Annotated in this window: 9 protein-coding genes; 4 read left to right on the top strand and 5 right to left on the bottom strand. The window is 48.1% G+C overall.

All coding sequences use genetic code 11. The features are described 5' to 3' along the window. Positions 1–125: 125 nt before the first annotated feature. From M0Q40_05055 to M0Q40_05035, 5 genes are read right to left on the bottom strand one after another with little or no spacing between them, the layout of a single operon-like run. Positions 126–1100, bottom strand: coding sequence for an ABC transporter ATP-binding protein (locus M0Q40_05055; protein ID MCK9221981.1), 975 nt, complete (start codon positions 1098–1100; stop codon positions 126–128). After that, a complete protein-coding gene (locus M0Q40_05050) occupies positions 1101–2078 on the bottom strand; it encodes an ABC transporter ATP-binding protein (protein ID MCK9221980.1) in 978 nt (325 codons plus the stop codon). 7 nt (positions 2079–2085) lie between these two features. Then, positions 2086–3477, bottom strand: a complete 1392-nt coding sequence (locus M0Q40_05045) for an ABC transporter permease (GenBank protein ID MCK9221979.1) — start codon at positions 3475–3477, stop codon at positions 2086–2088. Beyond that, complete coding sequence (locus M0Q40_05040) at positions 3477–4457, bottom strand: ABC transporter permease (protein MCK9221978.1); 981 nt, start codon at positions 4455–4457, stop codon at positions 3477–3479. Before M0Q40_05040 ends, M0Q40_05045 begins: the two co-directional genes overlap by 1 nt. A gap of 55 nt (positions 4458–4512) precedes the next feature. After that, entirely contained in the window at positions 4513–6213 is a 1701-nt protein-coding gene (locus tag M0Q40_05035; protein MCK9221977.1) for an ABC transporter substrate-binding protein, read from the bottom strand. 606 nt (positions 6214–6819) lie between these two features. Between M0Q40_05035 and spoIIE the strand changes: the two genes are divergently transcribed. From spoIIE to folB, 4 genes are all read left to right on the top strand, one after another. Next, positions 6820–9282, top strand: a complete 2463-nt coding sequence (gene spoIIE, locus M0Q40_05030; GenBank protein MCK9221976.1) for a stage II sporulation protein E — start codon at positions 6820–6822, stop codon at positions 9280–9282. Between the two features lie 59 nt (positions 9283–9341). Then, a complete protein-coding gene (gene tilS / locus M0Q40_05025) occupies positions 9342–10787 on the top strand; it encodes a tRNA lysidine(34) synthetase TilS (protein ID MCK9221975.1) in 1446 nt (481 codons plus the stop codon). A gap of 225 nt (positions 10788–11012) precedes the next feature. After that, positions 11013–12941 carry an ATP-dependent zinc metalloprotease FtsH gene (gene ftsH, locus M0Q40_05020; protein MCK9221974.1) on the top strand — a complete coding sequence of 643 codons (1929 nt, stop codon included), beginning with the start codon at positions 11013–11015 and terminating at the stop codon, positions 12939–12941. Positions 12942–13005: 64 nt separating this feature from the next. Then, complete coding sequence (folB, locus tag M0Q40_05015) at positions 13006–13389, top strand: dihydroneopterin aldolase (GenBank protein MCK9221973.1); 384 nt, start codon at positions 13006–13008, stop codon at positions 13387–13389. The last annotated feature ends 148 nt before the right edge of the window (positions 13390–13537 follow it).

The raw sequence follows: 13537 nt of genomic DNA, 5'->3' as shown, positions 1-13537 counted from the left end.
AAAAGTTCGTAGGAGCAATAGAGTAGCGTTTAGCATCAAGAGCCTGGAAAAAAACGAAAAGAGATAGCGCAGCAGAGCCAAGCCTACTACGCTATCCTTAAAAGACCAAGTGAGTTAGCTATTAATCAAGCAAGGTGACATGCTACCCAATGTCCGGGTTTTGCTTCCCTAAGAGGCGGAATTTCACTGTGACATCGTTCCGTCGCATGGGGACATCTTGGATGCAGGCGGCAGCCCGCCGGTGGGTTTGTAGCATCAGGGACTTCCCCGGCTAGGTCAATCCGAATCTCCCGGTCAGTTGGGTCAGGGTCTAAGACCGCGTTGATTAATGCTTTAGTATAAGGATGCAGTGAATCATTAATTAGCAGATCCGCCGAGGCGTGTTCCACTATCTGCCCTAAATACATCACGGCAATTCGGTCACAGATATGACGAGCTGTAGCTAGATCATGGGTAATGTATAAAAAGGAAACATTCCTTTTCCTAGATAGGTCTAGCATTAGATTTAGGATACCACCCCGGATGGAGATATCCAGCATTGAGACCGGTTCATCGGCCACAATAAAGTCGGGGTTTACCACCAAAGCTCGGGCAATAGCCACCCTTTGGCGCTGGCCGCCAGATAGCTCGTGGGGATAGCGATATAAATACTGATCCGTCGGAGTCAGCCCTACTTCTTTTAGCACAGAGGTAACTGTCTTGGTAGCATTGGCGCTGCTATCTATTAACCCCTGAATTTTCAATGGTTCGGTTATGATCTGAGAAATGGTCATCCGAGGATTTAAAGACGTATAGGGATCCTGAAAGATGATCTGCAGTTTCCGGCGCATCAGCTTTAGGTCTTTTCCCCGTAGCCCCGTAATGTCTTCGCCCTTATACAATACCTCCCCACTGGTGGGTTCAATCAAACGGAGTAGTAATCGTCCGGTAGTCGTCTTACCACAGCCGGACTCACCGACTAACCCCACAATTTCACCGGGGAAAATTTGCAGATCAATATTATCCACGGCTCTAACCATTTTCCGCTGTAGTGCCTGTCCGCCGCGACCGGGAAAATGTTTCATTAGCTGATTGGCTTCAATAATAGGTTTGGCCTGCATTTAAACCACCTCCGCAGCTGTCTTTGGGGTTAGCTGATGGCATGCTACCATTTGCTTGCCAAAGGACCGCAGTGTGGGAACCGTCTTCCTACACTCATCATCCGCCAGTGGACATCGAGGATGGAACACACAACCCGATGGAGGGTTCAGCAGATCTGGGGGATGCCCCGGGATAGCTTTAATTGTTGTTTGCTCCGCCCGAATGTGGGGCACAGCCGTGATCAGACCCTGGGTATACGGATGTAGTGGCTTGGTGAAAACAGATACCGTATCACCGGTTTCCATGATCTTGCCCGCATACATGATCATTACTTGGTCACAGGTCTTAGCGATAATGGGCAAATCATGAGAGATGAGAATCATGGCCAGAGAAAACCTTGTTCGCAGATCGATTAACGTCTGCATTACCTGGGCCCGTACCAATGTGTCCAACGCAGTGGTGGGCTCATCAGCAATAATCAGATCCGGTCGACAGGCCAGGGCCATAGCAATTACAGCCCGTTGCTTCATGCCGCCACTAAATTCATGGGGATATTCCCTAGCCCTTTTGGCGCTGATCCCAACCATTTCAAGAAGCTCAATGGTTCTATCGTGGGCTTCCTTTGGCGGTGCTCCCTCGGTGTGGATAATGGCTTCACTAATTTGGTCACCAACCTTTAATACGGGGTTTAGGGCATTCATTGCCCCTTGGAACACCATGGAGATGCGCTTCCAGCGTATTTGGGTGCGCAACTCAGGCTCGGGCATCTCCAGTAGTTCCTGGCCATCAAATCGAATCGAACCGCTTACAAAGCGAGCATTAGGGGGCAGAAGCCGCAGAATACTAAGCCCTAGGCTACTCTTGCCACATCCAGACTCCCCGGCAATGCCTAAGGTTCCCTGTACGGGAAGGCTAAACGTGAGGCCGTCTATCGCTTTAACAACACCCTGGCGGGTATCGTAGTGCATTTTCAAGTCATTTACTTCAAGCAGTGCCATCGTCAAATCACCTCTCTTGATGCCTGGGGTCTAGAATTTCATTGAGGGTATTGCCAATAAGGACAAAGGCCATAGCCAATAGTGTAATGGCAAGCCCCGGTGGAAGTATCCACCACCAGGCTAGACGAGTAAAGGCGCCGAAGTTCTGAGCGTTTTGGAGCATATTTCCCCAGGTTGGCGTGCTAGGATCTCCAAAGCCTAAGAAACTGAGAGTAGACTCGAAGAGAATGGCACTTGGAATTAACAGTACCAAAGATGCAAATACCAGGGGCAGTACGTTAGGCATAATATGATGCCACATGATATACGTTTGGGACGCTCCGGCAGCCCGGGCTGCTTCGACGAAGGTTTGCTCTCGCAGACTAAGGGTTTGGGAACGAACCATCCGGGCTGTACCCATCCATGCAAATACAGCAATCAAGATTACTGTATTCCAGATGCTTTTGCCAAAGAAGGCGGCCAGGATAATCAAAATCGGTAACAGGGGAACACTGAGCATGATATCAGCCAGTCTCATCAGGATCTCGTCGATGAACCCGCCTACATATCCGCTAATAATCCCAATGGTTGTCCCAACTACTACCGCGATAAATGCAGCGGAAAGACCGATCAAAAGGGCAAAGCGGGTACCGTAGGCCAACTGGCTCCACAGATCACAACCTAGATGATCAACTCCCAATACTCCGTGTACCTCACCGGGGACCACAAAGGTCATCTTACCAAGATCAATGGTAACCGGGCCACTTTCTGGAGTTTTCTCCATCAATATATTCAGACTATACTCTCCACTTGATGTGAAGACGGTTTTTGCTGCATCGCCAAAGGGTCCTAAGCCTAAGGCTGTTTTCACCCGCATATCTCTAGAATCAATGCTAAATTTCCGCACTTCCATGGTGGACCGATGATTCTGCGATTTCCACGGGGAATACGTTTTGCCGTTAGGATCAACAATGGAAAAAGAGAGGGCAGCATTGCCCGAGTCCAACTGGGAAATACCATAGATTAGGCCAATTTCAAAGACGGTTGCGGTATCAGAAGGGTACCCAAAAGTATGGGTTAACAAGACTTTCCCTGCACCTTCTGGGAAATTTAGCTGCAGGTAGTCATCTCCCTCCTGTTCACTAAACGCGGTTTCTATTTCCCCTTCTATAGTCTTTACATCCCATTCATCAGCCGTAATATGAAAGGCTGTTCCCTGCAGGGCATCACGATATTTAGGAAAGATGCGAAACCATGCGGGCATGGCCATCCTATTTGCTAGATTCATATCTTTTAGTGGATCATAACTAGTAAGCAATGGTGCAAATATGGCGATCACAACAAAAAACAGTAAAATACCAAGTCCAACCATTCCTGGACGGCTTTGGCGATATTGTTTAGCAAAGGAACGAAATGTCATCAATGACCCCCCTGTCCGACCCTAATGCGGGGATCTACAAGACCATACGCTAAATCAGCCACAAGGTTGGAGATCAATGTTGCAAGGGCAATAAGATAGAAAGCACCTTGTGCCGCGGGGTAGTTTGCTTCTAGTGTGGCCGAAAGCAAGTATCTGCCGACCCCGGGCCAAGAGAAAATTGACTCGGTTACAACTGCACCGCCGATGATACCGGGTAAGGACAAGAAGAAAAGTGTAACAATAGGCGGCAAGATACTACGAAAGGCGTGGTGATATAATATCCTTCTAGGCGCAAGACCTTTGGCTTTTGCAGTAAGAATATAGTCTTGGCATAACGCATCACTCATGGCGTTTCTTGTATACAAAGCCCACGATCCTGCTCCGATAATCGTCAAGCTAAGCGCAGGAAGAGCAAGATGGTGCAGTCTGTCTACAAGCAGCGGGAAAAAGCCAGTGGGTGGAGGTATACTCATGGTACCCCTGATCGGAAAGATCGGCCAGAAAAAGGCAAAGGCCAACAGTAGCAAAAGCTGTAAGAAAAAAGTAGGGACCGAGTAAGCCAATAGGCCTGACCCGATGGTTAAATGCTCTGCAACTGAACCCCGGCGGGCTGCGGCAAAGATCCCCATTAGTATGCCGAGAATCATAGAAAGAAGGGTTGATGTTCCTAAAAGCAATAAGGTATTTGGAAGTCGCTCAAGAATTTCGTCTTTGACAGGGCGACGGGTTTGGAACGAATAACCAAACTCGAACTTAAGCAGATTCTTGATGTAGATAAAATACTGATCCTTTAGGGGTTTGTCCAATCCGTACTGTTCTGCGACTAGCTGTTTCATTTCCGGTGTCATGTTGGGTGACTGTAAGGTCCCCACCGGATTTCCCGGCATCACGCGGAAGATCAAAAAATTGAAGGACAGAATGAAGAACAGAATGATTGCCGCATATACCAGACGTTTTAGAATGTATCGTATAAAATGCACGTGAATCCACCTTCCAGCAGGGAAAAGGGGCCCGCGGGCCCCTTTTCTGTCTTTGTTATTGAGCAGCCCAGTAGTATGGATTCCTCACCATGTGGATGTACTGACCAGGCTCAAAGGATTCAAGCATGAAAGGTCCGATACCCACAAGCTGTGTTAATCCTTCTACAGTTGGATGGGGCTCTAGCCACGGTTGGAAGTGCTCTGGATCCTCAACGTTCTTCCAAATGTGTTCAGGTAGCCAATACCGGTTCAAATTGCCAAGATGCCAGTAACTTAGAGTGGACATGTACACTACTACCGTATAGTCATCGGGAGTCTCAACCTTAACTACGTCTACCAAATATTGGTACTGTTCCTGTAGCTTATGCTTAATGTAGTAGTCGATGGAGAACTTAACGTCTTTGGCGGTAAAGGGCATACCATCGTTAAACTTCACATCGTCCCGTAGATGGAAGGTAATTTTAGTAGCCTCGTCATCTACGTTAGCAAAACACTCAGGATCTAGTTCAGCTCTATTTGGTTTCCAGGTTTCAATCTCCCAGCCAGTCGCTACCCAGGGGATATCTTCCATAGTCTCGGGATCAACGGCCATAAGACTGTCGGTGGTACGTCCTAGAATCTCCCAATCATAGGCGCTATTTGCGACGGTGGGGTTTAGAGTTTTGACATCCTCTGGTAGTAACCAACGAATCGGTTGATCAGTTACCGGAGCTATATTCAGCGTAGTCCAGTTATTACTATAGTTAGCAGCACCATAACCTAACATCGGTACGTAGCCCTTAACCTTATCGGTGCGGAAGGCATCGATGTAAGGACGGGAATAAAGTGTGATATAGGGTAACAAGTCGGACAGCATCTCCTGAGCTTCCTTGGACGCTTCCATAGCCTCATCATAGGTTGCCGCGTAATAGAGAGTGTCTAGCAGCTGATCAAGTTCTGGATCCCTAATTCCAGGCGTATTGTTGCCACTCTTTACATCCATAGAGGAGTGGAAGAAGTGATATAGAAAAGTCGGATCCCGGTCTAGTCCCCAGGCTAGGCAGTAAGCGTCAAAATCGAAAATATCCAGTCGATCTAGCATAATGTTGAAATCCAAAGGAACGTGTTTTGCCGGGATACCGATTGCTCTAGCCTCATCACAGATCAGCTGACCGATCTGAGCGGAGGAAGGAGCAATTTCAAAGGTTGGCGTAAGAAACTCGATTTCTTCCATTGGTTTATTGGTCGCTGGATCGATCCGGATGCCCCCTGGTCCCATCGTATATCCGGCAGCATCCAACATGGCCGCAGCCTTCCTCGGACTATATTCATAGTGTTTTACATCATCGTGATGGAAAGGAGAGGACTGGGGTACAAAGCTCTCTAAGGGCAGCATGTATCCGGCAAACAAGGTGTTGATGATCCTGTCCCGGGCCACCACATGGGCCAAGGCTTGTCGAACTACCTTGTCATCTAGAGGTTTCTTGCGCATGTTTAGTGCAGTATAGAACATGTGAAATCCTAGATCAAAGGTAATGTCCATATTCAGATCTGCATAGATTGTGTCGATAGTCTCTGGTGTTGTGAGACCTGGGTAAATGTGAATTTCCCCAAGCTGCAGTGCCCTTAATCTGGCTTCATCTTCTGTAATAATGATGAAGTAGATTTCGTCTGCATTTGGGCCTTTGGTCGAATACTCGACGGCAGCCAGTGCTGGTACAGCTAACAGCACAAGGACTGCCACCGCTGTAAGTAGCAATACTTGTAGCTTTCGCATATAAATACCTCCTGTAAGGTTTTCTTGGGCTAACCCCAATTTGGTTATTATACAGTATTCTACAGCTTGCGCCGTAATCCTTCTATATTCTGCTCCTCCCAACAAACCCCAGACAAAAAAGAATATTTGTTCAGAATAGTAGCATGGTTGTTTCTCTTGTTTCGATGTTGTGCTTCTTATTTTCTTTGAAAGCAGTACGGAATCCTCCAAAACAGATCGAAATTCATACCGATTGCCGCATATGGAGGTTAATGGGAAGGAGACGGCCATTCCATCCGCGATAAAGAGGTAATGAATCCACCAAGGCGCGATGACAAACTTGTGCCTAAGGAAAGTAAAAGTGCCGTGCAAAGTTGCGAAACATTGGAGAAGAGGGTAGTCTTCACCCAACAAGTGTGGTAAATGACTACAGTCCGGGAGGGACCGTGAAGGTCTAAAGAACCCCAAAATCCTTCAAAGTTTGACGTTGTTATGAACGTGGTGGATCAATGTCGGATTATGGGGAATCATATCTGGCACATGTCGACAAACATATTGACAGTGCCTATGTTAAGGTTAAACTTGGTAGCTTGTCCGTACAGTCAAAGGATCGAAAGGATGTTGAAGATGATCGACCAATCCGACGCCAGTTCGTATTGTATTCCCCTCGGTAATAAACGTCAAGCTCGAAGCAACACCCGTAGATATCAGGATACAAGTGCTGCCAAAAACATTAGAATGATCGTCGCTGCTTTGTTTGCCCTTGATAAGTTGCCTTATTATCTTCTTGTTGCTCTGCTAACCCAAGTAGAGTTGATGCCCGGGTTACGTCCTTTAGGGATTGGCTTTGCCGCGGCGTGTCTTCTGCTCCGGGATCCGCTTCTGAATCTGGGGATAATGTGTTGGGTGGCGGGGGTGTTGGCTTTTATCGAGCCTATGTTGATGCCCATGTACTTGGTTTTGTTGATCCTTCTATGGGTTTGCGTTGTTGTCCTTAAGGCGACTTGGGAAGGGAAGATTGGGCAGTATGCCTTCTGTGTTGCAGTGCTAGCGATTCTCTTTAAAGGGATCCCGGCACTGGCCAACGGTGCTCCACCTTATGTATTACTTTCGATCAGTATCTATGGCTCTCTGGCCGGGGTTTGTTGTGTACTGTTTGCTCCGGGTGTAGGAGTCTTGAAGAGTAAGTCCCTACCTTTTTCCTCCAAGGAGTTTATTAGCCTTTCACTAGTCGGATTAGGAGCCATTATTGGCATCGGTACTGTACGGGTCCTTGGGTTTCAGATTGTCTATGTCATCAGTGGTTTAGCAATTTTGACCGCTGCCTACGTTGGGGGAGCCGGCTCTGCCGCGGCACTTGGTACGACGGTGGGAATTGGATTGATGTTGCCACTGTCAACTCCAACCCTGTTGCTCGGTTCGTTGGGTTTTCCGGGGACAATTGCTGGCCTTTTTCGACACAAAGCCCGGGGATGGATGGTATTCGGGTTTTTGACAAGCCAAGCTATTCTCTATCTTTGCTTGGCTCCACTTCTAATTGATGAAATGGCAGCCAGTCTGATTGCTGGCCTCATTTTCCTCCTCATTCCCAGGAAGGCTTTAGATAGCATGCAACGCTTTCTTCCTGTTCAGTACCAGCAAGTTAACGTTACAGAGGCTACCTTGGCTTTGAAGGAGTGTTTCACCGATAAGCTGTCTGGAATGTCCCGGGTCTTTGAGGAACTTGCTTCTACTTTTACCGACGATGGGGATAGTGAGCAAAGTAGGCAATCAAAACTCAATAGGATCTGTGAATACATTTCGGAGAAGGCCTGTTGTTCTTGTGTTAGCTATCGCAACTGCTGGGAGACCAACTTCTATCAAACCTACTGGGACTTTGTGGAGCTACTAGCGTCTTTTGAAAATAGGAATGACTTCACCTTTCGGGATCTGCCGCCGCGGCTACAGAAGTGTTGTCTCCATTCGCACAAACTTACTTCCACCCTAAAAGAAGCCGTCGAAAGACTCCGGATCAGCAACTACTGGGGTCAGCGGGTTAACGAAAGCAGAGGGATTGTGCGCAGGCAGCTTATTGGTGTATCCAGTATCATTAAAGAAGTGGCGGCACAATTCGAGGTAGGAGCCTGTACAGATATGGGCATTCAAAGGGTCCTCAAGGAGCAACTTACCCTACACGGTCTGCTTCCCACTGAGGTATTAGTCACCGACGAAGGGGGAGTACGAAGGATCACTTTGGAGCGAGAAAGACTTTGCCATGGGCAGAATCTGTGCAGCAACAGGATCCCGGGCCTAATCAATCAGATTACCGGTGAATCCTATGCTGTTTGGCAGCGGGGCTGTGTGAATGAGGCAAGATGTCGATGTACATTTTTGCCTGTCAGGGAATTCAGTCTGGAGACCATCGCTGTAAATGTTCCTAAGGATACGGTCAGTGGTGATGAATGGACAAAGCTGTCATTGCCCAATGGTCAGATAGCCCTTCTGGTCAGCGATGGAATGGGAATTGGTCCTGAGGCTGCTAAGGAGAGTAAGGCTACTATAAATATGTTGGGGAAAATGCTCGAAAACGGGTTCGACAAGGAGTTCGCTTTGCAGACAGTAAACTCGGTGTTATTATTGCGATCCGCAAAAGAGACCTTTGCCACTATAGATCTTGCCCTAATTGATATGTATACAGGGCAGGCTGAGTTTATTAAGATTGGTTCTACTCCAAGTTTCATTGTCAGAAAAGACGAGGTGGAAATAGTCCGTGCGAACTCGTTACCTGTTGGTATCTTCCCCGATATAGAGATTCACAGTCAAACTCGAACACTAGAGCATGGTGATATTCTTGTAATGATCACCGATGGTGTAATCGATCCGCAAAATGACATCGCTGCATCCGAACAATGGGTGGCGGAACTCTTAGCCCACATCAAGACCAATGACCCAGGCAAGATTGCAAGAAAAGTCCTGGAGGAAATCAGGAAGATTGTCGGTGAGGAACTACCTGACGATGTGACCATAGTAGTGAGTAGGATTACCCGATGTACGCCGAAACATCATTTACCTAGTGAAGATATTCCTCTGTATGTCCGGCTGGGTCAATAGCGGTGACTCCTTCTTTGGATATGCTATAATCAACTTAGGATATGACATTGAGGTGCCCTATGGACTTAGTGCGACAGGTGGATCAAACAATCTCGCGTTATCATATGTTGCAGCCTAACGATCGAGTCATCGTAGCCGTGTCCGGCGGTCCTGATTCGGTGGTCCTACTGGATATTTTGGTTCGCCTCAAAGATAGATGGAACCTCGATTTACATGTGGCCCATCTCAATCATCTTCTGCGGGAGGAAGCCGGGGAGGAATGCGCCTATGTGCGCAGACTTGCTGTACAGTATGGCATTCCCTTTAGCTATCGGGAAGTGGACGTGGCGCACCTTGCTGCGACGGCGAAACAATCCATCGAGCAAGCTGGACGAAGAGCCCGGTATGGTTTTTTCAAAGAACTCTTAAATGGGGTTAATGCCCAAAGGGTGGCTCTAGGACATCATGCCGATGATCAAGCAGAAACGGTGTTGATCAACCTTTTAAGAGGTACTGGGTCTTTAGGTATCGCGGGAATCCCTCCGGTACGGGGCGAGTATATTCGTCCGCTTATCGACTGTACCCGAGAGGATATTCTGTCCTATGCCGCGGAGAGGAATCTCTCATATTACGAAGATGCTACGAATCGACAACCTATCTACTTAAGGAATAAGATTCGCCTTGAACTCTTGCCCCTGTTAAAAGGGTACAATCCAAGGATCACGCATTCCCTTGCCCAATTAGCTAGCATCACCTACCACGAGGAAGCAGTGATGGCCGCTTTGATGACGCGGTATTACCGCCAGCTTGCGATTGTGGATCGCAATAGGATCTCCTTTCCAATGGCCAAGTTTCGGGATTTACCCATAGCAGTACAAAGGAGGCTTCTTCGTAAGGCATACCGGGAACTCACAGGATACACAAGGGGATTGACCTTTGAGCATGTTGAGGATTTACTCATGCACTTAAGTGAGGATACACGAATCGATTGGCCAAACGGGTGTAGAGTTCAAACAAGTGATGCTTGGCTTAGGTTATCTAGAGGACAGGGTATCGGCAAGAAGAGGACGATCCATAGTTGCCTGCTTCACTGCCCCGGTGAGTGTCGCCTAGATGACGTTAGACTGAAGGTGTCAGCGACGATACTGGATGAGTTTCCCGCTGATCTTCGCCTCGCCAAAGAAGGTAGCCGAGAGGCACTAGTTTCTTATCTCCTTGGCAAATGCGATCATGTGCATCTTATGGAACATATTGATCTTGATCGTTGTCACGGTTCGCTGCTTGTAAGAGGAAGGAAAGAAGGTGACCGGGCGCAGCTTCTGGGCAACCCTGGTACTCGAAAACTTAAGGATATCTTCATTGACGCAAAGATTCCCCTTAGTCTGCGTGATGTAGTTCCCCTAGTCTGTGATGAACGGGGCGTTGTATGGATACCGGGGTTTACCATTGCAGAGCGAGTGAAAATAACTAAGGGGACCTCGAAAGTTCTCAGACTTCAACTAGAAAACACGGGGCAAAGTATATGAATCATCCCAGTTTCATGCTAGACTATTCTTGCGGGGCCCCACGCCAGCGTAAACACTGATCTTTCATCAACTAGTGTAGCCCTGATATGGGGCGCTTAAGTCCACGATTTTCAATTGTAATCACCTAACCCCTATGGTATAATGTCAAAGAATAAGGAGAACTATGCTTATGAGCTCCTCCATTACCCATTTGTTCCGGTGTCAACACCGAAAGGAGGGTATTTTTTGAACAGGTTTCTAAGAGGTTTGAGTGTCTACCTCTTAATTGCAATTGTAGCTGTTTTTATGGTGAATATGTTCTACCGGGATAGTGCTAGTCCCCGAGAGGTAGTCTATACAGAATTTATGGACTACGCTAACAGAGGACAATTAGAGTCGGCGAGAATGATTGGTGGGCAGCGCATAGAAGGGAAATTACATGATGGCTCTGTTATCTATGCGGAGATTCCCTACGGCACCCTAAATCTGGCCGACAGATTATATGAATTAGGAATATCCGTCAGTGCTGAAGCGGAGAAGGACCGGGCCTGGTGGTGGTCGTTTCTCCCAACGGTATTCACCATCGTAGTCGTTGTGGTGTTGTGGCTGTTTCTGATTAATCAGATGCAAGGCAGCGGTAACAAGGCCATGTCCTTTGGGAAGAGTCGCGCTAAGATGTATTCCGAAGAGAAAAGCCGGGTGACATTTAATGATGTTGCTGGCTTGGATGAAGCCAAACAAGAACTACTGGAAATTGTCGAATTCTTAAGGCAACCCAAGAAATTCGTGGATTTGGGCGCCAAAATTCCCAAAGGGGTGCTACTTGTTGGTCCTCCCGGCACGGGTAAAACGCTTCTAGCTAGAGCTGTAGCTGGTGAGGCTGGGGTTCCCTTCTTTAGTATTAGTGGATCAGACTTTGTGGAGATGTTCGTTGGTGTCGGAGCCTCCCGTGTACGAGACCTATTTGATACCGCTAAGAAAAATAGTCCCTGCATCGTTTTCATTGATGAGCTTGATGCTGTGGGAAGACAGCGAGGCGCGGGTCTTGGCGGAGGCCACGATGAAAGAGAGCAAACACTAAACCAACTCCTTGTTGAAATGGATGGTTTTGAGTCCAATACGGGGATTATCATTATGGCGGCAACTAACCGTCCCGATGTTCTCGATCCGGCACTTCTGCGGCCAGGCCGATTTGATCGACGGGTGGTAGCGGATGTACCTGATGTCCGGGGTAGAGAAGAGATTCTAAGAATTCATGCCCGCGGGAAACCACTGGCTGAGGATGTCGATCTGAAGGTGCTGGCTAAACGCACTCCCTACTTTTCTGGGGCAGATCTGGAGAACCTAATGAACGAGGCCGCTATTCTTGCTGCCCGGCGGGGTTTGCGGAAGGTAACCATGGCTGAATGCGAAGAGGCAACGGACCGAGTGATGATGGGTCCCGAGAATCGCAAACGGGTCCTCAGTGAAAAGGACAAGCTAGTCTTTGCCTATCACGAAGCTGGTCACGCGTTGCTAGCCCATTGTCTACCCCACGCCGATCCACTGTATAAAGTCACGATTATTGGGCGGGGGAGAACTGGAGGTCATACGGCTACCTTGCCGGTGGAAGAAAGGTACGTTACTACCAAGTCGGAACTCTTAGATGACTTAGCGGTATTACTAGGTGGAAGGGCCGCTGAAGAACTCGCCTTTGATGGTGAGGTAAGCACCGGCGCACAGAATGACCTTGAACGGAGTACCAAACTTGCCCGGAAAATGGTGACAGAATGGGGTATGAGCGAGAAGCTTGGTCCTCTAACCTTTGGTAGATCCGATGGGACTCAGGTTTTCCTTGGACGGGATCTCGGCAGGGACCGAGATTACAGTGAGAATGTAGCAGCCCAAATTGACCAGGAAGTCAGAGGTTTTGTTGAAGGAGCCCATAAGCGCGCAGGTGAGGTTCTAACCTCCCACAAGCGGGAACTGGATAATGTTGTGGAAGCATTGCTCGAACGGGAGACGCTAAATTGCCAGGAGTTTGAATTGGCGATGGAGCATGGTGCCAATATACCCGAAGACAAATCCCAACCAAGCCCGGTTCAGGAACCCTCTGCTACCAAGATTAGTGGGGGAACAAAAGACCAAACCCCAGTGATTCAAAGGAAGCATTCTCCGGCAATTGAGGCAGAATAAAGCATAAGGGACAGGATTTCGGGAAGACTAGTCCTGCTGCGACTACACTTCAAGGAGGAGTAGTATGGCCAGCGATCGAATTAGGCTAAACAACATGGTTTTCTACGGTTATCATGGAGCCTTTGCCGCAGAAAGGGAATTAGGGCAAAGGGTGGAGGTAGATCTAGAGCTCGATTTAGATCTACAGAACACGGGAAGGACCGATGATCCTGAGTTATCCGTCAACTACGTCGACATCTACACGATTGTGAAGGAGTTGGTTGAAGAAGGGGAATATAACCTTCTGGAGGCCCTGGCCGAGTCTATCGCTGATACGGTCTTAGGAGCTTTGAGTGTAGATGGTGTAGTGGTGAGGGTCCGCAAACCACAACCGCCTGTGGGAGGCTTAATGAGCTCCGTTGAAGTTGAGATTGTGCGTAGCAGCAAAGACCCTGAATTGATATTGTAAATTAATCTCCTCGAATTAATAGGCCCATTGGGATTCCCAATGGGCCTATTGACACAGTGCGCTTAAGTTGGACGGACGAAGGTTCGCTGCCACCTAGGACTTCCTGAGTCACGCCGCATACGAGGACCATTATTTTCAAACCCACGAA

The sequence above is a fragment of the Limnochordia bacterium genome (assembly GCA_023230925.1).
Taxonomy (GTDB): Bacteria; Bacillota; Limnochordia; order DUMW01; family DUMW01; genus JALNWK01.
The sequence above is the reverse complement of the archived record's forward strand: the minus strand, read 5'-3'. Positions and strand labels throughout refer to the sequence as shown.